General features: G+C 60.0%; 18 protein-coding genes. 14 read left to right on the plus strand and 4 right to left on the minus strand.

The features are described from left to right. Positions 1-8: 8 nt before the first annotated feature. A complete protein-coding gene (gene flgA / locus QMX97_RS08235; protein WP_065909238.1) occupies positions 9-773 on the minus strand; it encodes a flagellar basal body P-ring formation chaperone FlgA in 765 nt (254 codons plus the stop codon). 93 nt (positions 774-866) lie between these two features. On the opposite strand from flgA, the gene QMX97_RS08240 reads away from it, so the two are divergent. From QMX97_RS08240 to QMX97_RS08275, 8 genes are all read left to right on the plus strand, one after another. Further along, entirely contained in the window at positions 867-1,799 is a 933-nt protein-coding gene (locus QMX97_RS08240) for a chemotaxis protein CheV (protein WP_106802849.1), read from the plus strand. Positions 1,800-1,841: 42 nt separating this feature from the next. Beyond that, entirely contained in the window at positions 1,842-2,669 is an 828-nt protein-coding gene (cheR, locus tag QMX97_RS08245; RefSeq protein WP_016979774.1) for a protein-glutamate O-methyltransferase CheR, read from the plus strand. 220 nt (positions 2,670-2,889) lie between these two features. Further along, positions 2,890-3,792: a hypothetical protein gene (locus tag QMX97_RS08250; RefSeq protein ID WP_162946124.1), complete on the plus strand. Its 903-nt coding sequence runs from the start codon at positions 2,890-2,892 to the stop codon at positions 3,790-3,792. 274 nt (positions 3,793-4,066) lie between these two features. Continuing rightward, a complete protein-coding gene (flgB, locus tag QMX97_RS08255; protein ID WP_003214246.1) occupies positions 4,067-4,474 on the plus strand; it encodes a flagellar basal body rod protein FlgB in 408 nt (135 codons plus the stop codon). A 3-nt stretch (positions 4,475-4,477) separates the two neighbouring features. After that, positions 4,478-4,921 (plus strand): flagellar basal body rod protein FlgC, encoded by a 444-nt coding sequence (gene flgC / locus QMX97_RS08260; protein ID WP_015885456.1) that lies wholly within the window; start codon positions 4,478-4,480, stop codon positions 4,919-4,921. A 15-nt stretch (positions 4,922-4,936) separates the two neighbouring features. Further along, the gene (gene flgD, locus QMX97_RS08265) at positions 4,937-5,662 is read left to right on the plus strand and encodes a flagellar hook assembly protein FlgD (RefSeq protein WP_065909244.1); all 726 of its coding nucleotides are present in this window, start codon (positions 4,937-4,939) and stop codon (positions 5,660-5,662) included. 31 nt (positions 5,663-5,693) lie between these two features. Continuing rightward, complete coding sequence (gene flgE, locus QMX97_RS08270) at positions 5,694-7,004, plus strand: flagellar hook protein FlgE (RefSeq protein ID WP_065909246.1); 1,311 nt, start codon at positions 5,694-5,696, stop codon at positions 7,002-7,004. Between the two features lie 176 nt (positions 7,005-7,180). Then, positions 7,181-8,242 (plus strand): hypothetical protein, encoded by a 1,062-nt coding sequence (locus QMX97_RS08275; RefSeq protein WP_282396688.1) that lies wholly within the window; start codon positions 7,181-7,183, stop codon positions 8,240-8,242. A 102-nt stretch (positions 8,243-8,344) separates the two neighbouring features. On the opposite strand, the gene QMX97_RS08280 is transcribed toward QMX97_RS08275, so the two are convergent. After that, on the minus strand, positions 8,345-11,239 hold the full coding sequence (locus QMX97_RS08280) for a ribonucleoside-diphosphate reductase subunit alpha (RefSeq protein WP_065909250.1): 2,895 nt from the start codon (positions 11,237-11,239) through the stop codon (positions 8,345-8,347). Positions 11,240-12,023: 784 nt separating this feature from the next. Between QMX97_RS08280 and QMX97_RS08285 the strand changes: the two genes are divergently transcribed. Continuing rightward, positions 12,024-12,749 (plus strand): response regulator, encoded by a 726-nt coding sequence (locus QMX97_RS08285; protein ID WP_282396689.1) that lies wholly within the window; start codon positions 12,024-12,026, stop codon positions 12,747-12,749. After that, the gene (locus QMX97_RS08290) at positions 12,746-14,356 is read left to right on the plus strand and encodes an ATP-binding protein (RefSeq protein WP_106802853.1); all 1,611 of its coding nucleotides are present in this window, start codon (positions 12,746-12,748) and stop codon (positions 14,354-14,356) included. The genes QMX97_RS08285 and QMX97_RS08290 overlap by 4 nt, the downstream gene beginning before the upstream one ends. 67 nt (positions 14,357-14,423) lie before the next feature. Here QMX97_RS08290 and QMX97_RS08295 read toward each other — a convergent pair whose 3' ends face one another. Next, positions 14,424-15,140 carry a 4'-phosphopantetheinyl transferase gene (locus tag QMX97_RS08295; protein WP_106802854.1) on the minus strand — a complete coding sequence of 239 codons (717 nt, stop codon included), beginning with the start codon at positions 15,138-15,140 and terminating at the stop codon, positions 14,424-14,426. 143 nt (positions 15,141-15,283) lie between these two features. Between QMX97_RS08295 and QMX97_RS08300 the strand changes: the two genes are divergently transcribed. The 3 genes from QMX97_RS08300 to QMX97_RS08310 are packed head-to-tail and all read left to right on the plus strand — an operon-like array spanning position 15,284 to position 17,631. Continuing rightward, positions 15,284-15,592, plus strand: coding sequence for a hypothetical protein (locus QMX97_RS08300; protein WP_106802855.1), 309 nt, complete (start codon positions 15,284-15,286; stop codon positions 15,590-15,592). A gap of 18 nt (positions 15,593-15,610) precedes the next feature. Beyond that, on the plus strand, positions 15,611-16,288 hold the full coding sequence (locus tag QMX97_RS08305) for a response regulator (RefSeq protein ID WP_065909260.1): 678 nt from the start codon (positions 15,611-15,613) through the stop codon (positions 16,286-16,288). After that, on the plus strand, positions 16,285-17,631 hold the full coding sequence (locus QMX97_RS08310; protein ID WP_065909262.1) for an ATP-binding protein: 1,347 nt from the start codon (positions 16,285-16,287) through the stop codon (positions 17,629-17,631). The genes QMX97_RS08305 and QMX97_RS08310 overlap by 4 nt, the downstream gene beginning before the upstream one ends. A gap of 41 nt (positions 17,632-17,672) precedes the next feature. On the opposite strand, the gene QMX97_RS08315 is transcribed toward QMX97_RS08310, so the two are convergent. Then, positions 17,673-18,671, minus strand: a complete 999-nt coding sequence (locus QMX97_RS08315; protein ID WP_065909264.1) for an AraC family transcriptional regulator — start codon at positions 18,669-18,671, stop codon at positions 17,673-17,675. A 339-nt stretch (positions 18,672-19,010) separates the two neighbouring features. Here QMX97_RS08315 and QMX97_RS08320 point away from each other — a divergent pair, with 339 nt between their 5' ends. After that, a complete protein-coding gene (locus tag QMX97_RS08320; RefSeq protein WP_065909268.1) occupies positions 19,011-20,345 on the plus strand; it encodes a dicarboxylate/amino acid:cation symporter in 1,335 nt (444 codons plus the stop codon). Positions 20,346-20,522 lie beyond the last annotated feature (177 nt).

Consider the following 20,522-nt stretch of genomic DNA (forward strand, 5'->3'; position numbering starts at 1 on the left):
CCAGCGGTCTATAAAGCCACCTCCACTTGGCCGGGTGCCGTCACCCGCGCCTTGATCACCCGGTTCGAGTTGAGGTTCTTCACCCGGATCTGCTCGCTCATGCCGCCATTGGACAGCGCCTCGCCTGGCATCTTTACCTGCAGCGCGCCGCTGCTGGCGGAAATTACCACCTGATCGCCCTTGCGGATCACCTCCGCCTGCTCCAGGTGCACCAGGGTAATGACCTGGTCGGTGACCACTGGTCGGGTCAATTTCTGTCCGACGGCCTGGTCGAGGGAGGTCAGGTAACCCTGATTGATCATGCTGATGTCGCGTTCACGCAGGACAACGTCCTCGAAACCGATGATGCCGGTGCGTTTCAGCGGGCGGGCCACCACCACCACATCGCGGAACAGTTTGACCTGCGCTGGCACGAACACGGTCCAGGGCGAGGCACCTTCGCAGCGAACTTTCACCGTCACGCGGCCGATGGGCTGGGCGGGACTTTCCAGGGTGGCTGTCAATTCCTTGTCGCACATTGGCATGCGCAGGCGCGGATCGAGCTGGCTGACCTGGATTTCATAACGCCCTGGTGTCTGGGTGGTCGCCAGATAATCTTCTACAGTGAACTCAAGAAAGCCCTGAGTGACGCCGATAAGTAGATCAGGCAAGGTGACGTTATCGGCGCGGGCCGTGGTTCCCAGGCTCAAGGCGAGCAATGCCATCGAGACGCAGAGCAATCTGCAGTACCGTGGGAAGCCGGGGCGTCGGGAAACTGTCGTTTTAATATCCATGATCTGTAAATTGCAAAGCTCGTGCCGTTTAGTGTTGGGTGCGCGTCTGCCCTTTAGGGAACAGGCCAAAGGTTTTAGCGTAGGAGTAAAGGCATGGCAGGAGTAATGGATTCAGTAAACCAGCGGACACAGCTGGTAGGGCAGAATCGCCTGGAGTTGTTGCTTTTTCGCCTGGATGGCAAACAGTTGTATGGCATCAACGTGTTCAAGGTGCGCGAAGTGTTGCAGTGCCCCAAGCTGACGATCATGCCCAAGTCCAGTCCCGTGGTGTGCGGCGTCGCCAACATCCGCGGCGCGACCATCCCGATTCTCGACCTGGCGCTGGCCACCGGTTCGCCGGCCCTGCAGGACCGCGAGAATCCGTTCGTGATCATTACCGAGTACAACACCAAGACCCAGGGTTTCCTGGTGCGCTCGGTGGAGCGCATCGTCAACATGAACTGGGAAGAGATCCATCCGCCGCCCAAGGGCACCGGCCGCGATCACTACCTCACGGCGGTGACGCGGGTCGATAACCAGTTGGTGGAAATCATCGACGTGGAGAAGATCCTCGCCGAAGTGGCGCCGACCTCGGAATCGATTTCCGTGGGCGTGGTGGACGCCGAGACGGCACACAAGGCGATTTCCTTGCGTGTGCTGACGGTGGACGACTCCTCGGTGGCGCGCAAGCAGGTGACCCGTTGCCTGCAGACCGTCGGTGTGGAAGTGGTGGCGCTCAATGATGGTCGCCAGGCGCTGGATTACCTGCGCAAGCTGGTGGACGAAGGCAAGAAGCCGGAAGAAGAATTCTTGATGATGATCTCTGACATCGAGATGCCGGAAATGGACGGCTACACCCTCACGGCCGAGATACGCAATGACCCACGCATGCAAAAATTGCATATCATCCTGCATACTTCGTTGTCGGGTGTATTCAATCAGGCGATGGTCAAGAAGGTCGGTGCCGATGACTTCCTGGCCAAATTCCGCCCTGATGACCTGGCAGCCCGGGTAGTCGACCGGATCAAGGCAGCAGATCACGGCTAGGGGATGTCCCCTGGCGGTCACACGATTTAAGAGGCGGTATCATTGTCTACGGGTAATTTGGATTTCGAACAGTTCCGGGTCTTCCTGGAAAAAGCCTGTGGCATATTGCTCGGTGAGAACAAGCAGTACCTGGTATCCAGCCGTCTCAACAAACTGATGGAACAGCAGGGCATCAAGTCGCTGGGCGAGTTGGTCCAGCGCATCCAGGGCCAGCCGCGCAGCGGGCTCAAGGAAATGGTGGTCGATGCCATGACCACCAACGAAACCTTGTGGTTTCGCGACACCTATCCGTTTGAAGTGCTCAAGAGCAAGGTGCTGCCGGAAGCCATCAAGGCCAGCCCGGGCCAGCGCCTGCGCATCTGGTCGGCGGCCTGCTCCTCGGGGCAGGAACCGTACTCGATCTCGATGTCCATCGATGAGTTCGAGCGGACAAACATGGGCCAGCTCAAGGCCGGTGCGCAAATTGTCGCCACTGATCTGTCCGGCACCATGCTCACCAACTGCAAGACCGGCGAGTACGACAGCCTGGCCCTGGGCCGTGGCTTGTCCCAGGAGCGCCTGCAACGTTACTTCGACCCGAAAGGGGCCGGGCGTTGGGCGGTCAAGGCGCCGATCAAGAGCCGCGTGGAGTTTCGCTCGTTCAACCTGCTCGACAGCTACGCCAGCCTGGGCAAGTTCGACATGGTGTTCTGCCGCAACGTGCTGATCTACTTCTCGGCCGAAGTGAAGAAAGACATCCTGTTGCGCATCCACGGCACGCTCAAGCGCGGTGGCTATCTGTTCCTCGGCGCATCCGAAGCGCTGAACGGCCTGCCCGATCATTACCAGATGGTGCAGTGCAGTCCTGGGATCATCTACCAGGCCAAGTGACGGTTTGAAGTGTGCTTCGACAAAAAAGGGAGCCCCGCAAAGGGCTCTCTTTTTTTGTGCGCCAAGTCTGAATACCCGGGTGAGCGTAAGCCTTCCGGAACTCATGTTTCGCCATTTTCCACGAACCTGTGGAAGGGGGTGAAGTGCCTACGCCTCCAAAACTTCAGGTGTGCGAGTGGGATTGAATATTCCTCTTCGGCTCATAGTAGAGGGAAGGTCTATGGACAATATTTGGGTGGAGTCTCGCGTTGCGGCACGGTCTGGTTTTGATCCTGCTGTTCAACAACAGCCTTCCGCTGCGCGTGTAGCGCGTTCAGCAACACAACAAACTGGTTCGGGGCCTGTGTTTGGCGTTCAGGACGCCAGGCCGCCAGTCATCAATTTTTCCCCAAGCGACTATGGTTCATCTCAGCAGCCCTATAGCTACGGGGCCTATTTGTCTAACGGCCTATCCTCTTCAATTGCTGACGCGCCCGCGGCTATCCTCCCTGGTAAAGCGCGTGGGGGAATCTGGAACAAGGCAAAGGATATTTTTGGAGGGTTTTTTCAGAGCCAAAATGGCAACTGCGCCACTATCTCAGGCATTAAGGCATTGAGCGCGCGTTATGGTTCGAAACCAACTGACCTCTTTTCGAAGGTGGAAGATCTCGGCGACAGGTATCGCGTTACCAAACGCGATGGGAAGGTCGTGGAGTTTACCCACGAGGAGTATATGCAGGTTAGGAAGGACGCGGGGATTGACGGCAGTGACCCTATTGCGCGCGATAACGCGGCCTTTGCGTATGCAGTCGCTGCCAAGCAGGCTGAGTACGATAATCACGAAGGCTCGAAAGGAAACTTCACCAAAGCCCTGGCGTCTCTGAAAAACGGCGAATATACCAAGGATCTTTTCGACCGACTGGGCTTCAAGGGGCTTTACAGGAAAGGAACCGTTGAGGAATTGAGAAATGGCAGCGTGGGCATTATAGAAAAAGATGTTGGGGGAGCAGGTACGGGGCATTCGATGGCCGTGATTGCGGGCGTCGAAGAGCGCTGGGGAAAAAGGGGGAATCTTGTTACACACGGAAAAATCACAGACACCAACGGCAACCAGTGGTCGGACAATGTACTGGTTTTGACTTGATTACTGCTTGCCGCATTGCGCACGTGGGGGATCTCCAGGTCTCGCAGACACGCAGTGCACGGGCGGCTTTTTGACCGCCCGGCTGTTCGGCCCTGAAAAAACGGCAATGCTGATTGCCGCTTTCCTGACGCTTCGCGGAAATCCATTGCCGCTTTTGCGCTGTTGCCACCGGCAACCTTCCTCTAAACCCCCGATTTAAGGGGCTTTCAATTATTGGCATGAGCCTTGCTATAACCCTGTTAACGAACAGCAGGTCAGCCTAAAGGTTTCCGCCATGAGCATCAGCTTCGATAAAGCGCTCGGTATCCACGAACAAGCCCTGGGCTTCCGCGCCCAGCGTGCCGAAGTCCTGGCCAACAACATTGCCAACGCCGACACCCCGAACTACAAGGCTCGGGACCTGGACTTCTCCGCCGTGCTCGCCGCACAGCAGGACAAGACCAAGAACGGCACCTTCGCCTTGAACATGACCAACAGCCGTCATATCGAAGCGCAAGGCCTGGGCAATGGTGACGAGTCGCTGCTGTATCGCACGCCGATGCAGCCATCGATCGACCAGAACACCGTCGACGCCCAGCTGGAGCAATCGGCCTACGCCGAGAACTCGGTGAACTTCCAGGCCAGCTTCACCCTGCTCAACAGTAAATTCAAAGGGCTGATGTCAGCCCTGCGTGGAGAGTAAGCCATGTCCCTGTCCAGTGTTTTCAATATTGCCGGCAGTGGCATGAGCGCGCAGACCACGCGTTTGAACACCGTCGCCAGTAACATCGCCAACGCCGAGACCGTGTCGTCGAGCATTGACCAGACCTACCGCGCCCGTCACCCGGTGTTCGCCACCATGTTCCAGGGCGGCCAGAGCGGCGGCAGCGATTCGCTGTTCCAGGACCAGGGCGCTGCAGGTTCCGGCGTGCAGGTGCTCGGTGTGGTGGAAGACCAGAGCAACCTGGAGGCCCGCTACGAGCCGAATCACCCGGCGGCGAACGAAAAAGGCTACGTCTACTACCCGAACGTCAATGTGGTCGAGGAAATGGCAGACATGATCTCCGCCAGCCGCTCGTTCCAGACCAACGCGGAAATGATGAACACCGCCAAAACCATGATGCAGAAGGTCCTGACCCTGGGTCAGTGATAAGGGGCGCCACTAATGGCCATCGTTGATACGACAAACAACACGGCAGTCCAGGACCTTTTCAACTCCAAGGTCAAGACCGCCACAGATAACAGCAGCGTCGGTGACGCCTCCAAGGCGGCGACGGGCAACCAGTCGCTGGGCAAGGATGCATTCCTGCAACTGCTGGTGACCCAGCTGAAAAACCAGAACCCGCTGTCGCCCCAGGACAACGGCGCGTTCGTGGCCCAGCTGGCGCAGTTCAGCAGCCTGGAAGGCATCAATACCCTGAACGACTCGGTGAATGCGATCTCGAGCAACTTCAGCTCCTCGCAAGCGCTGCAGGCATCGTCGCTGGTCGGGCGCTCGATCATCACCCAGACCGACAAGGCCCTGGTGGACACAAGCAAGAGCATGACCGGTTCGGTCGCGGTGACCTCTGCGGTGGGTAACGTCTCCATCAAGATCACTGACAAAGATGGCAACGTGGTGCGCACCATCGACATGGGCGCCCAGAGCGCGGGTAACTCCGACTTCATCTGGGACGGCAAGAACGACAAAGGTGAAGTGGCCCCCGCAGGTACCTACACCTTCGCGGCCACCACCAAAAATGACAAGGGCGACTCGGTAGCCCTGGCGACCTCGCTGCCCGCGACGGTGACCAGCGTGACGTTGAGCAAGACCGGCGGCGAAATGCTGTTGAACCTTGCAGGTGGCATGGGCAGCGTCAAGCTGTCGCAAATTCAGACTATCGGTACATAGAGCCGGCTAAATACGGCAGAGGGAGAGAAACATGTCTTTTAATATCGGCCTTAGCGGCCTCTATGCGGCCAACAAACAACTGGACGTGACCGGCAACAACATCGCCAACGTCGCGACCACTGGCTTCAAGTCGTCCCGTGCGGAATTCGCGGACATCTACGCCGCCTCCAAACTGGGCACCGGCCAGAACAGCATCGGCAATGGTGTGAACCTGGCGGCTGTGTCGCAGCAGTTCACCCAGGGTGACGTCAACAACAGCGGCGGTATCCTGGACATGGCGATCCAGGGTGGCGGCTTCTTCGTGCAGAAGGGCAGCGACGGCTCGCTGGAATACACCCGCAGCGGTGCGTTCCGTGCCGACAAAGATGGCTACATCACTAACAACACCGGTACTTCGCGCCTGCAAGGCTACGCGGCGGACGCCGATGGCAAAATCGTCAAGGGTGGCCTGGTCGACCTGCAGCTGAACCTGGCGAACCTGCCGCCGAAGGCGTCCACCAAAGTGGACTCCACCAGTAACCTGAATTCTTCGGACCTGCCGATCAATCAGACGGACCACCCGTTCGATCCGACCAAGACCGACAGCTTCAACACCCAGTACTCCACCACGCTCTACGATACCCAGGGCAACGCCCACTCGATGGTGCAGTACATGGTTAAAACCGATGGCAACGTCTGGCAGTCCTACACGCTGATTGACGGCCGTAACCCGGATGGCACGCCGATCAGCGGTACCGGTGCCGTTGCCCCAGTGCCGTCTACGCTGACCTTTGATACCTCTGGCAAGCTCGAAAAAATTGTCGGCGCCAACGTCAAGGACACTACCATGACCATTGACGACTGGAAGCCGGGCGGCCTGGTCGATGGCGTTTGGAAGGACAACGGTGCTGCTGCCAACACCGGCGGTATTGCCGTCAACATGGGTAACATCACCCAGTACAACTCCGCCAGCTACCGCAACCCGCCGGTCACCGATGGCTACGCCACCGGCCAGATCACCGGCCTGAAAATCGACGGCAGCGGTGTACTGTTCGCCACGTTCAGCAACCAGCAGAGCAAGGCTATCGGCCAGATCTCCCTGGCCAGCTTCAACAACGAACAGGGCCTGCAGCCCTCTGGCGGCACCACCTGGAGAGAGACCTTCGCCTCGGGCCAGCCGGGTTATGACAGCCCGCAAGCCGGGACCTTGGGTTCGATCGTGGCCAACTCGCTGGAGAACTCCAACGTCAACCTGACCAACGAGCTGGTGGACCTGATCAAGGCGCAGAGCAACTACCAGGCGAACGCCAAGACCATCTCCACCCAGAGCACCATCATGCAGACCATCATTCAGATGACCTGATGCAAAAGCGCTCGACAAGAAGCCCCTCGTAAGAGGGGCTTTTTTGTGGGCGTAGGAAAATAACCCATGACACTACAGGTTACGCGTTGAATTTCTGGGGAAGGAACACTCCATTTCTGTCTTGCCACTGATGGTCAAGAGCCTTGTCGGCTCACCAATCAGTGGGAGTGCCGAAGATGGGAAGTTCAGGAGTATCCGCCTCGGGGGCGCGGCGTACCGCCTCTGTGGCTGGGGTTGCGCGAGGTGATTCGCCGCCCGTTAAACCTGTGGATCACGCATCGACGGTCAAGTCGTTCCTCCAACAGTTGTTCGACGCCGAGAAAGACGGCAAAACCCAGTCGGCCCAGGACTTGCGCAACAAATTGAGTGAACTGCGTGAGAATTTGGGTGATGAAAAATTCAAGGAGATCCTCAAGAAGCTCATCGAAGAATCCGATAGCAAGTACCTTGAGCTTCTCAAGCGGCTGCTGAAGGAGTGGTTTCCCGATGCGGATGATGTCCCACCACCGAACACGCCACCGCCGGGAGGTGGCGGAGGGGGGGGTAGGGGCGGCGGTAGAGTGGACCCTGCGGGGTTTGGTCCTGCCGAGCAAATGGGCAATCGGCCTTACACAAAAGGGCAGAATTATTTCAACTACAAGCCTGATAACAGTAACCCCGGGCAAAAGCCGGGAACTGGAAAAGAACAGGGCAATATCTGGACGGGTTTCAAGCAAGGGCCTGACGGCAATTGTGTGACGGTTTCCGCAATCAAGGCCGCCATGATGCGGTATGGCAAGGAGCCTACGGATGTATTCAAGGAGGTAAAAGAGGCGGGCGATGGCTATGACGTGACGATGCGCGATGGATACAAGGTTCATTTTTCCAAGGAGGAATTCAAGCTGGCGGCAAAGGAGGCCCGATTCGAGGGCGATGATCCTTCGATGATAACGTCTGCCAACTTCATGTTTGCCGCGAGCGCCAAGCGGGCCCAGATGGAAAACAACGACGGCACGGCAGGGGGCAGTTTCATGGCTGCCATGAAGAGCCTCAACGATGGGGAGTACTCCCGGGAAGGCTTGGACCGCTTGGGATTGAAGGGACTTTACAGGCCGGCGACCGATGCCGACTTGAGAAACAGCAAAGTCGGGACAGTGGAGTACAACGGTCATTCGATGGCGGTGATTAACGGTCGCATTGAGTTGTGGGGACAGCGGGGCGGCGTGCCTGCATCGGGTATAGCTACCGTGTTGATCTAGTCTCGTACGGGGTTTTTACCGGGCAAAAGAAAGCCCCCGATACACGTTAAGTGTATCGGGGGCTTTTCAGCCTTGGGGGGTTAGCCCCAGGGCGGGCTCAGCTTATTGGCAAGCTTCGCAATCCGGCTCGTCAATCGCGCAGGCCTTTGGCACTGGCGCCGGGCCGGCCGGGGCGGCGAGCACCGAATCATCACCGTGGTTACCGCTGGACACAGCGTTCAGCTTGCCGGTGTTGATGGTCGACTTCTCGGTGCTGGTCGCGGCCAGGGCACGGAGGTAGTAAGTGGTTTTCAGGCCACGGTACCAAGCCATGCGGTAGGTCACGTCGAGCTTCTTGCCCGATGCGCCGGCGATGTACAGGTTCAGCGACTGAGCCTGGTCGATCCACTTCTGGCGACGGCTGGCGGCGTCCACGATCCACTTGGTGTCCACTTCGAAGGCAGTCGCGTAGAGCTCTTTAAGTTCTTGCGGGATGCGCTCGATCTGCTGCACCGAACCGTCGTAGTACTTCAGGTCGTTGATCATGACCGAGTCCCACAGGCCACGGGCCTTGAGGTCGCGAACCAGGTACGGGTTGATCACGGTGAATTCGCCCGACAGGTTCGATTTCACATACAGGTTCTGGTAGGTCGGTTCGATCGACTGCGATACGCCGGTGATGTTGGCGATGGTCGCGGTCGGCGCGATGGCCATGATGTTGGAGTTACGAATGCCTTTCTGCACACGGGCACGTACCGGCGCCCAGTCCAGGGATTCGTTCAGGTCGACATCGATGTACTTCTGGCCACGGGCTTCGATCAGGATCTGTTGCGAGTCCAGCGGCAGGATGCCTTTGGACCACAGCGAACCCTGGAATGTCTCGTAGGCACCGCGCTCGTCGGCCAGGTCGCAGGAGGCCTGGATCGCGTAGTAGCTGACCGCTTCCATGGACTTGTCGGCGAACTCGACCGCAGCATCCGAACCGTAAGGAATGTGCTGCAGGTACAGCGCATCCTGGAAGCCCATGATGCCCAGGCCAACCGGACGGTGCTTGAAGTTGGAGTTCTGCGCCTGTGGCACCGAGTAGTAGTTGATGTCGATCACGTTATCGAGCATGCGTACAGCGGTGTTGACGGTGCGTTCCAGCTTGGCGGTGTCCAGCTTGCCGTTGACGATGTGGTTCGGCAGGTTGATCGAGCCCAGGTTGCAAACGGCGATCTCGTCCTTGTTGGTGTTCAAGGTGATCTCGGTGCACAGGTTCGAGCTGTGGACCACGCCGACGTGCTGCTGCGGGCTGCGCAGGTTGCACGGGTCTTTGAAGGTCAGCCATGGGTGGCCGGTTTCAAACAGCATGGAGAGCATTTTGCGCCACAGGTCTTTGGCCTGGATGGTCTTGAACAGCTTGACCTTGCCTGGGTATTCGGTGAGGGCTTCGTAGTACTCGTAGCGCTCTTCGAAGGCCTTGCCGGTCAGGTCGTGCAGGTCCGGGACTTCGGAGGGCGAGAACAGGGTCCACTTGCCGTCATCGAAGACGCGCTTCATGAACAGGTCAGGGATCCAGTTGGCGGTGTTCATGTCGTGGGTACGACGACGGTCATCACCGGTGTTCTTGCGCAGCTCGATGAACTCTTCAATGTCCATGTGCCAGGTTTCCAGGTAGGCACATACAGCGCCTTTGCGCTTGCCACCCTGGTTCACGGCGACGGCGGTGTCGTTCACCACTTTCAGGAACGGTACAACGCCCTGGGACTTGCCGTTGGTGCCCTTGATGTAGGACCCCAGTGCACGCACCGGGGTCCAGTCGTTGCCCAGGCCACCGGCGAATTTGGACAACATGGCGTTGTCGTGGATCGCGTGGTAGATGCCCGACAGGTCGTCCGGCACGGTGGTCAGGTAGCAGCTGGACAGCTGTGGACGCAGGGTGCCGGCGTTGAACAGGGTCGGGGTCGACGACATGTAGTCGAAGGACGACAGCAGGTTGTAGAACTCGATGGCGCGGTCTTCTTTCTGCTTCTCTTCAATCGCCAGGCCCATGGCCACGCGCATGAAGAACACTTGCGGCAGTTCGAAGCGGATACCGTCCTTGTGGATGAAGTAACGGTCGTACAGGGTTTGCAGGCCCAGGTAGGTGAACTGCTGGTCGCGCTCGTGGTTGATCGCCTTGCCGAGTTTTTCCAGGTCGAAGGTGGCCAGGACCGGGTTCAGCAATTCGAATTCGATACCCTTGGCGATGTAGGCCGGCAGGGCCTTGGCGTACAGGTCGGCCATCTCGTGGTGGGTGGCGCTGTCGGCGACTTTCAGGAAGCCCAGGCCTTCGGCACGCAGGGTGTCCATCAGCAGGCGCGCGGTCACGAACGAGTAGTTCGGCTCGCGTTCAACCAGGGTACGGGCGGTCATCACCAGGGCGGTGTTGACGTCGGTCAGGGCCACGCCGTCGTACAGGTTCTTCAGGGTTTCGCGCTGGATCAGGTCACCGTCGACTTCTTCCAGGCCTTCGCAGGCCTCGGTGATGATGGTGTTCAGGCGGCCCAGGTCGAGTGGGGCGAAGCTGCCGTCGGCCAGGGTGATGCGGATCGACGGGTGCGCTTGCACGGCAGCTTCTTCAGCCGGGGAACGTACGGCACGTTCCTTGGCGCGCGAGTCACGGTAGATCACGTAGTCGCGAGCGACTTTCTGCTCGCCGGCACGCATCAGGGCCAGTTCGACCTGGTCCTGGATTTCTTCGATGTGGATGGTGCCGCCCGATGGCATGCGACGCTTGAAGGTCGCGGTGACTTGTTCGGTCAGGCGGGCAACGGTGTCGTGGATGCGCGACGAAGCGGCAGCGGTGCCGCCTTCAACTGCAAGAAACGCTTTGGTGATGGCGACGGTGATTTTGTCATCGGTGTAAGGAACGACAGTGCCGTTACGCTTGATCACACGCAATTGGCCGGGCGCGGTGGCGGACAGATCCAGGTTCGAATCAGCAGCCTGCGGCACGGAGCCTTGCGGGTTCTCGCGAGTTGTGTCGGTTTGCATGGGGGGTTGTCTCCACATTCTATATTTATTTGGGCACCATCTCGGTGCCCACCGTTCCGTCCTGAAGCACTTACAACAGGCCTTTGGCCTGGCATAACAACTTCGGGACAGGAGGAAGGGAGCTATTCGCGCCGCTTCCATGCCGAAGTCTTCGGTTCAAGGCGTAAAAGCCTCTGGCCGTATTCCTGTTGGGTGACAGTCGCCCGGTTCAAGCGCTGCAACACCCGTACCGTTTTGCGCTGTTGAAGCGTGAAACGGTTGCCATCCGCGTGCGCGGTGTGGGCTTTCAAAAAATGCTTTGGTTAGACCAAACAGGAGCAAGAAAGGGCTTGAGTTTCTTGTCTGATTTGTGTTGGGTCTTTTCGCTCAAAACCCTACATGTAGGGTTTTTTTAGCGCCGAGCTACAAGATAATGCGTTTTGGGGGGCTTAGCAACGCACTACCTGTGGATAACGCTGTGGGTAAAATGTGTATGAAACGTGGAACAGCCGTGTAGGCCGCAGTACTGCTGGATTCAGCCGTTTGTCACCGAATATTCCAAGATAAAAACAGCCGATTGGATTTTTGAGGGCGCGAACCCTATCACAAAAAAATGCGATCACCGAATGGATTTCCCGGCTTGTGCTTGAGGGTTGGGGCATGGCTACAATCGGGGTTTGTTATGCCCTCAAAACATTACAAATAAGGTATGCCGGGCGCAGATCAAACAGGTGGATCGGGCAATCTCGCTCCCCCCTTTGACGGCACTGGCTGACTAATCCCTTGATAAAAACGAGGATCACGCATGGAGCAGGAAGCCTGGCAGGTATTGATTGTCGAGGACGACGAGCGATTGGCCGAGTTGACCCGTGATTACCTGGAGAGCAATGGCCTGCGGGTTTCGGTCGAGAGTGACGGCGCCCTGGCGGCGGCACGCATCATCGCCGAACAACCCGACCTGGTGATCCTCGACCTGATGTTGCCTGGGGAAGACGGCCTGAGCATCTGCCGCAAGGTTCGCGAGCACTACGATGGCGTGATCCTGATGCTCACCGCGCGTACCGACGACATGGACCAGGTGCTCGGCCTGGACATGGGCGCCGACGACTATGTGTGCAAACCGGTGCGGCCGCGCCTGTTGCTGGCCCGCATCCAGGCCCTGCTGCGGCGCAGCGAACCGGCGGAACCTGCCGCCGTGGAGAACCAGCGCCGCCTGCAGTTCGGCCCGCTGGTGGTCGACAACGCCCTGCGCGAAGCCTGGTTGCACGCGGGCGAAATCGAACTGACCAGCGCCGAATTCGACCTGCTGTGGCTGTTGGTGGCGAATGCCGGGCGCATCCTGTCCCGCGAAGAAATCTTTATCGCCCTGCGCGGTATCGGCTATGACGGCCAGGACCGCTCCATCGACGTGCGCATCTCGCGGATCCGGCCGAAAATCGGCGACGATCCGATCCACCCGCGCCTGATCAAGACCATTCGCAGCAAAGGCTACCTGTTCGTCCCCGAAGCCGCCGTTGATCTGCCGCTGTGAACTCGATCTTCCTGCGCATCTATGGCGGCATGTGTGCGGCGCTGATCCTGGTGGCGTTGCTCGGTGTGCTGGCCTTGCACCTGCTCAACGAGGTGCGCAGCGGCCAATACCGCGAGCGCCTGGCCCATGGCACCTTCGCGCTGATGGGTGACAACCTGCAGCCGATGAGCGCCATCGAGCGTCAGCGCGCCCTGGCGGTGTGGGAGCGCCTGCTCGGTATCCCGCTGCAATTGCGCACCCTCAGCGACGCCCAGTTGGACCTTAGCCAGCGCAATCGCCTGCAACGCGGTCAGGTCCTGGTAGAACAGACCGGCCCCCATGCGGCACGCGTGCTGCGCCTGGTCAGTGAGCGGGAGCAACTGGTGTTGACCGGCGAAGTGCAGCAGATCAGCGAACAACTGGCCCGTGCGACGATTTACCTGCTGGCCGATGAACTGGTGCGCTTCCCGGTGGCCGAACAGCCGCAACGCCTGGCCGCTATAAAAGAAGCCAAGGGTTTTGGCTTCGAGATGCACCTGATGGCCCTCGACCAGGCCGACATGGACGAAGACCAGCGTCGCCGCGTGTCGGAAGGCGATACGGTGATGGCCCTGGGCAAGGGCGGCGATTCGATCCGCGTCTTCGCCGGCATGGTCGGCACGCCCTGGGTGCTGGAAATCGGCCCACTGTTTCAAATGAATCCTTACCCGGCGCAATGGCTGATCCTGATCGCCTTGATCGGCCTGAGCCTGATTGGCCTGATCGTCTATCTATTGGTGCGTCAGCTGGAGCGGCGCCTCAAAGGCCTGGAAGCGGCCGCGACGCGTATCGCCAAGGGCAACCTGGAGGTGCGCGTGCCAGCCCGGGGTGCTGACTCGGTAGGGCGCCTGGCCGCGGCGTTCAATGGCATGGCCGAGCACTTGCAGCAATTGCTCGCCATCCAGCGCGAACTGGTGCGCGCGGTGTCCCATGAGCTGCGCACCCCGGTGGCGCGCCTGCGCTTTGGCCTGGAGATGCTCGGCGACGCGACCACCGCTGACGCCCGGCGCAAATACCTGGAAGGCATGGACAGCGATATCCAGGACCTCGATGGCCTGGTGGATGAGATGCTCACGTATGCGCGCCTGGAACAGGGCGCGCCGGAGCTGAATTTCCAACGGGTCGACCTCGATGCGCTGCTCGATCAGGTCATCGGCGAATTATCGCCACTGCGCCCTCAAGTCGCGGTGAGTCGGGGCATTTGCCTGTCTTCGGCGCATTGGGATGACGCCTGGGTCGACGCCGAACCGCGCTATCTGCACCGCGCCCTGCAAAACCTGGTGAGCAATGCCATGCGCCACGCCCAGGGCCAGGTCTTGATCAGTTACCAGGTGGGGCAGGTGCGCTGCCGTATCGATGTGGAAGATGATGGCCCCGGTGTGCCGGAGAGTGCCTGGGAGCGCATTTTCACGCCGTTCCTACGCCTGGATGACAGCCGCACCCGCGCCTCTGGCGGGCATGGGTTGGGGTTGTCGATTGTGCGGCGGATCATTTATTGGCACGGCGGGCGGGCGTTGATCAGCAAGAGCAACAACTTGGGTGGGGCTTGCTTTAGCCTGAGTTGGCCGCGAGACCAGGATAAGCCTTGATAGTGCTCTCGCCGGCAAGCCGGCTCGTGCATTTGCAGTGCATTCCCTTGCCGGCGCCAGCGCCCTATCAGGCGCCTACCGCCACCAGGCTCAACAGCTGTCCGTCATCCAGCGCAAACTGCCCCGTCAATTCCTTGCCATGGCACCACTCTTCGGACAAATCCGTCAGCAGTCGCAGCCGCAGGTGACCGGCCTCTGACCACTCCACCACCTCGGCATGCTCGAAATAGAAGCGCTTCTGCACGATCGGATAAAGCGCCTTGAACAGACTCTCCTTGGCCGAAAACGTCAGCGTCACCAGCAAGGCGACCTGTTCGCGAGGGAGGGCGGCCATGCGCTGCAGTTCATCGGCGGTCAGGATTTCCCCGGCCAGGCGTTCCGCGCGTTCCAGGCTCAGGATGTTCTCCAGGTCCATGCCCAGCCCGCGCCATTGCGCCTTGTGCCCGACAATCGCGGCGGCATGCCCGGTGCTGTGGGTGATCGAGCCACTGATATGCGCCGGCCACACCGGTGCGCGGTCGTCGCCAATCGCCGGCACACAATCCAGGTGATCCAGCCGTTGCAGGGCAGCGCGGGCACACAGTCGACCGGCAAGAAACTCGGCCTGGCGCTTGGCCACCGAGCGCTGGATGCTCGGCGGTGGCGGCACGGCGCTGCGCTGGAAATCCCCGTCAGCCAGCAAGGCCGGGTCAAACCGGGTGCTGAGAAATACCGTGCCCGGCAAGGGGGCGGGCAGCGGCCAGTGGGCATCGAGTGGGGTGCAGCAAGCGGGTAGGGGATTCATGGGCGGTATTTTGCCGAGTTGCTGCGCCGCCGGATAGCCCGCAACGGTTCAGGCGAGGTTCAGAGCCTGTTCAGGGGGAGTTCAGGGGCGTTTGCGTAGGCTGGTCTCAACACACCACAGCCCTGCGCGTATGAGGTAACACCATGACTGCGATCAAAAAGCTGATGTTGGCGTTGACCATGCTGAGTGCCACTGCCGGGGTCCAGGCCTCCGATGGCGCCTTTGCAGGATTCGGTCGTGAGAAAACCAAGAAAACCAGCACGCTGATCCAGCGTGTGAGTTTCGAAGAGGCGGGCAGCCAGCCCACGCCTTGGGGCCAGTCCCTGGGCCTTGCGGCCCCGCAGCAGGGCTATCGCGCCGGTTATCAACACCTGACCGGCCAGTACAATGGCATTAAAATGCGCCAGCAAGACTTGCAGGGCCGCTATGATATCCCCCTGTCGGACAGTTGATTTGCTTTGGAGAGCCTTATGAAATTGCTGGTGGTGGAAGATGAGGCGCTGCTGCGTCATCACCTGTTTACCCGCCTGACCGACAGTGGGCATGTGGTCGAGGCCGTGGCCAACGCCGAAGAGGCCCTGTACCAGACCGGCCAATTCAATCATGACCTGGCGATCATTGACCTCGGCCTGCCCGGCATGGGCGGCCTGGACCTGATCCGCCAATTGCGCGCCCAGGCCAAGACCTTCCCGATCCTGATCCTCACCGCGCGCGGCAACTGGCAGGACAAGGTCGAAGGCCTGGCGGCGGGCGCCGACGACTACGTGGTCAAGCCGTTCCAGTTCGAAGAGCTGGAGGCGCGGATGAATGCCTTGTTGCGCCGCTCCAGCGGCTTTACCCAATCGACCATCGTCGCCGGGCCGTTGCTGCTGGACCTCAATCGCAAGCAGGCGTCCCTTGACGAACAGCCGCTGGCACTGACCGCCTACGAATACCGGATCCTCGAATACCTGATGCGCCATCACCAGCAAGTGGTGGCCAAGGACCGTTTGATGGAGCAGCTCTACCCCGATGACGACGAGCGCGATCCAAACGTGATCGAAGTGCTGGTCGGCCGCCTGCGCCGCAAACTCGAAGGCCCGGCGGGGTTCAAGCCGATCGACACCGTGCGCGGCCTGGGCTACCTGTTCAATGAGCGCTGCCGTTGATTCGCTCGCTACGCGTGCGCTTAATGCTGGCGGCCGCCACCCTGGCCGTGCTGTTCATGCTGGGTTTGTTGCCGGCCATGCAGGGGGCGTTCAGCCTGGCGTTGCAGGATTCCATCGAGCAGCGCCTGGCGTCGGATGTCACTACCCTGATTTCGGCGGCACGCGTCGAAAACAACCGGCTACTGATGCCGGCGCAGTTGCCTGACGAACGTTTCAACCTGACTGACAGCCGCCTGTTGGGCTACATCTACGACCGTGAGGGCCATCTGGTGTGGCGCTCGCGGGCGACCAAAGAAGAAAACATCAACTACAAGCCGCGCTATGACGGACGCGGCAATGAATTTGCGCGGATTCGCGAAGCCAACGGCCAGGAATTCTTTGTCTATGACGTCGAGGTCAAGCTGCTCGGCGGCAAGAGCGCGGCGTTCAGTATCGTCGCCCTGCAGCCGGTGCGCGAATATCAGCTGACCCTCGAAGGCCTGCGCGAAAACCTGTACCTGGGCTTCGGCGCAGCCTTGCTGGTGCTGCTGACGTTGCTATGGCTGGGCCTGACCTGGGGCCTGCAAGCCTTGCGGCGCCTGAGCCAGGAACTCGACCAGATCGAAGGCGGCACCCGCGAAAGCCTCAGCGAAGAACATCCCCGCGAACTGCTGCGCCTGACCGGCTCGCTCAACCGTTTGCTGCACAGCGAGCGCGAGCAACGGGCGCGCTATCGCGACTCCCTCGACGACCTGGCCCACAGCCTGAAAACCCCGCTGGCAGTATTGCAGGGCGTAAGCGAGGACATGGCCCAGCGTCCGGAAGACCGCGACCAGGCCTGGGTCCTGCAATCGCAGATCGAGCGCATGAGCCAGCAGATCAGCTACCAGTTGCAGCGCGCGAGCCTGCGCAAAAGCGGTCTGGTACGCCACCAGGTGCGCCTGGAACCGGTGCTGCAAAGCCTGTGCGACACGCTGGACAAGGTCTACCGCGACAAACGCGTGACCGTGTCTTTTGATCTGCCGGAAGAGTGCGACGTACCGATCGAGAAAGGCGCCTTGCTCGAATTGCTCGGTAACCTGCTGGAAAACGCCTACCGGCTGTGCCTGAGCGAAGTGCGCATCAGCCTGGTGGAAAGCCTGGAAGGCACCGAGCTGTGCATTGAGGACGATGGGCCCGGGGTGCCACCGGATCAGCGTGCACGGATCCTGCAGCGGGGCGAGCGGCTGGACCGCCAGCATCCGGGGCAGGGCATTGGCCTGGCGGTGGTCAAGGACATCATTGAAAGCTACAGCGCGCGGCTGACCCTGGGTGATTCACCATTGGGTGGGGCGGCGTTCAAGATTCACTTTCCGGCGGTGTGAGCTTTATCGGCGGTGACGGCCTCATCGCCGGCAACACACCTCTAACTTTCCTGCGCGCGGTACGCCCCCGGCGTCAGCCCCGTCCACTTCTTGAACGCCCGATGAAACGCCGACGGTTCGGAAAATCCCAACTGCTCGGCGATCTCCTGCAATGACAGATCCGCCCGCCCCAGGTGATAGATGGCGATGTCCCGCCGCAGCTCATCCTTGAGTGCCTGGAAACTGGTGCCTTCCTCTCGCAGATGCCGGCGCAGGGTTTGCGGGCTGATGTGCAGGTGCTGGGCGACGGCTTCCAGGTCCGGCCAGGGCGTGCGGTCGCGGCTCAGCAGGCGCCGCAGTTGGCTGCTCAGGCTGTCGCCCTCATCGGGGCGCGACAGCAAATCCGCCGGCGAGCGTTCCAGGAAGTGCTTGAGCGTACGCTCGTCCTGCAGCAGCGGCAGGCTCAGGTAGCGGCTGGGAAATACCAGGCTGCTGCTCGAGGCGCCGAACACCAGGGTGCACGGAAACAGCAGGTCGTATTCAGTGGCATGGGCCGGCATCGGGTAGCTGAATGTGGCCTGGTGCAGCCGAATCCGTTGGCCGATCAGCCAACTGCCCAGGCGGTGCCAGATCACCAGCAGGCATTCGCTGAGGAAATGGTCCGGGTCCCACAGTTGCGAGTCGTCGAGGCTCAAGCGGGCCATGTCGCCTTCGCGGGTCAGCTGCCAGCGCGGACCTTGTGGGAATAGGCTATAAAATAATAAGCCGCGTTCCAGCGCTTTCTCCAGGGTGCGGCAGTGGATCAGCGCGTGGCACATCATGGCGAAAGTGCCGCGTTTGCTTGGGCCGTCGGCAAAGCCCAGGTATTCGTCGTCCAGCGCCAGCCAGAGCATTTGCAGCAGTCGGGTAAATTGCTCCGGTGCAATACGGGCGCGAGGTTCGCTCAGTAATTGCGGGGTAATACCGACCTGCAACAACAGGCCCGAATAATCGTAGCCGGCTCGGCGTGCACCGCCGAGGGCCGCCCGGGCGTAATGACTGGCGATGGTACGTTCACGCATGCGAAGGCCTCGTCCATGGAGTGGCCGATGGTAGCCACCCCCTGGGAGAGGGACAAGGCGGATATCCGCCAAATTGTAGGACGGGATTGGGCGAGTGGGCGGAAATCCGCCACCTGTTTGCCTGCGTTAGAAGGGGCCGGAAATCCCCCAGCCCTGATGTCTAAAGGCCTGTAGGATTTTTACCAAAGCTGGCACGCCGTTTGCGATACATACAACAGCGCAGGCCTGGTCCTACAAGCCTCGCAAACAACAAATCCCTCCAGTGCAGGAGGGTTCGCAATTCAAGTGTCGTGGGCAATGGCGGATATTTGCCACACGGGACGATTGAGGAACTTTGCAATGACGACTCGTCAGCCAATCTACAAATCCCTGTATTTCCAGGTGATCGTTGCAATCGTTATCGGTATTTTGCTCGGTCACTTCTACCCACAGACCGGCGTGGCCCTCAAGCCACTGGGTGACGGCTTTATCAAGCTGATCAAAATGGTCATCGCCCCGATCATCTTCTGCACCGTTGTCAGCGGCATCGCTGGCATGCAAAGCATGAAATCGGTCGGCAAAACCGGCGGCTACGCGCTGCTGTACTTCGAAATCGTTTCCACCATCGCCCTGCTGATCGGCCTGATCGTCGTCAACGTTGTGCAACCGGGCGCCGGCATGCACATCGACGTGGCGACCCTGGACGCCTCCAAAGTCGCGGCCTACGTGACTGCCGGTGCAGACCAGAGCGTGGTTGGCTTTATCCTCAATGTGATCCCGAACACTATCGTCGGTGCGTTCGCCAACGGTGACATCCTGCAAGTGCTGATGTTCTCGGTGATCTTCGGTTTCGCCCTGCATCGCCTGGGTGCCTACGGCAAGCCGGTCCTGGACTTCATCGATCGCTTCGCGCACGTGATGTTCAACATCATCAACATGATCATGAAGCTCGCCCCAATCGGTGCCCTGGGCGCCATGGCGTTCACCATCGGTGCCTACGGTGTCGGTTCGCTGGTGCAACTGGGCCAGCTGATGATCTGCTTCTACATCACCTGCATCCTGTTCGTGGTCGTGGTGCTGGGCGCCATCTGCCGCGCGCACGGTTTCAGCGTGCTGAAGCTGGTTCGCTACATCCGTGAAGAACTGCTGATCGTGCTGGGTACTTCCTCCTCCGAATCCGCACTGCCACGCATGCTGATCAAGATGGAGCGCCTGGGCGCGAAGAAGTCCGTTGTAGGCCTGGTGATCCCGACTGGCTACTCGTTCAACCTCGACGGTACTTCGATCTACCTGACCATGGCTGCCGTGTTCATCGCCCAGGCGACTGACACCCACATGGACATCACCCACCAGATCACCCTGCTGCTGGTGCTGCTGCTGTCCTCCAAAGGCGCTGCAGGCGTGACCGGTAGCGGCTTCATCGTACTGGCTGCAACCCTGTCGGCCGTCGGCCACCTGCCGGTTGCCGGCCTGGCGCTGATCCTGGGTATCGACCGCTTCATGTCCGAAGCCCGCGCGCTGACCAACCTGGTCGGTAACGCCGTTGCCACCATCGTCGTGGCCAAGTGGGTCAAGGAACTGGACACCGACAAGCTCCACAGCGAGTTGGCTTCCGGCGGTACCGGCATCTCCGACACCCGTGTGGAAGATGACCTGGGCGTCGCCGAAGGTCCTGCTCCTGCTTCGGTGAAGTAAGCGCTTCCCGGTGTGAATTGACACCGACGCTTCGCACAAACGCCCCGACTTGTTCGGGGCGTTTGCGTTTCGGGTGGATCACTTTTTCGATTTTTTGATTTACATTAAGTAAACACTTCATCAGATTGCATTGAAGCCCGTCTTTATCGGACTGCCATTCACCTGGGTCGGTCTACG

It is taken from the genome of Pseudomonas sp. PS01298 (assembly GCF_029959745.1).
Lineage (GTDB): Bacteria > Pseudomonadota > Gammaproteobacteria > Pseudomonadales > Pseudomonadaceae > Aquipseudomonas > Aquipseudomonas aylmerensis.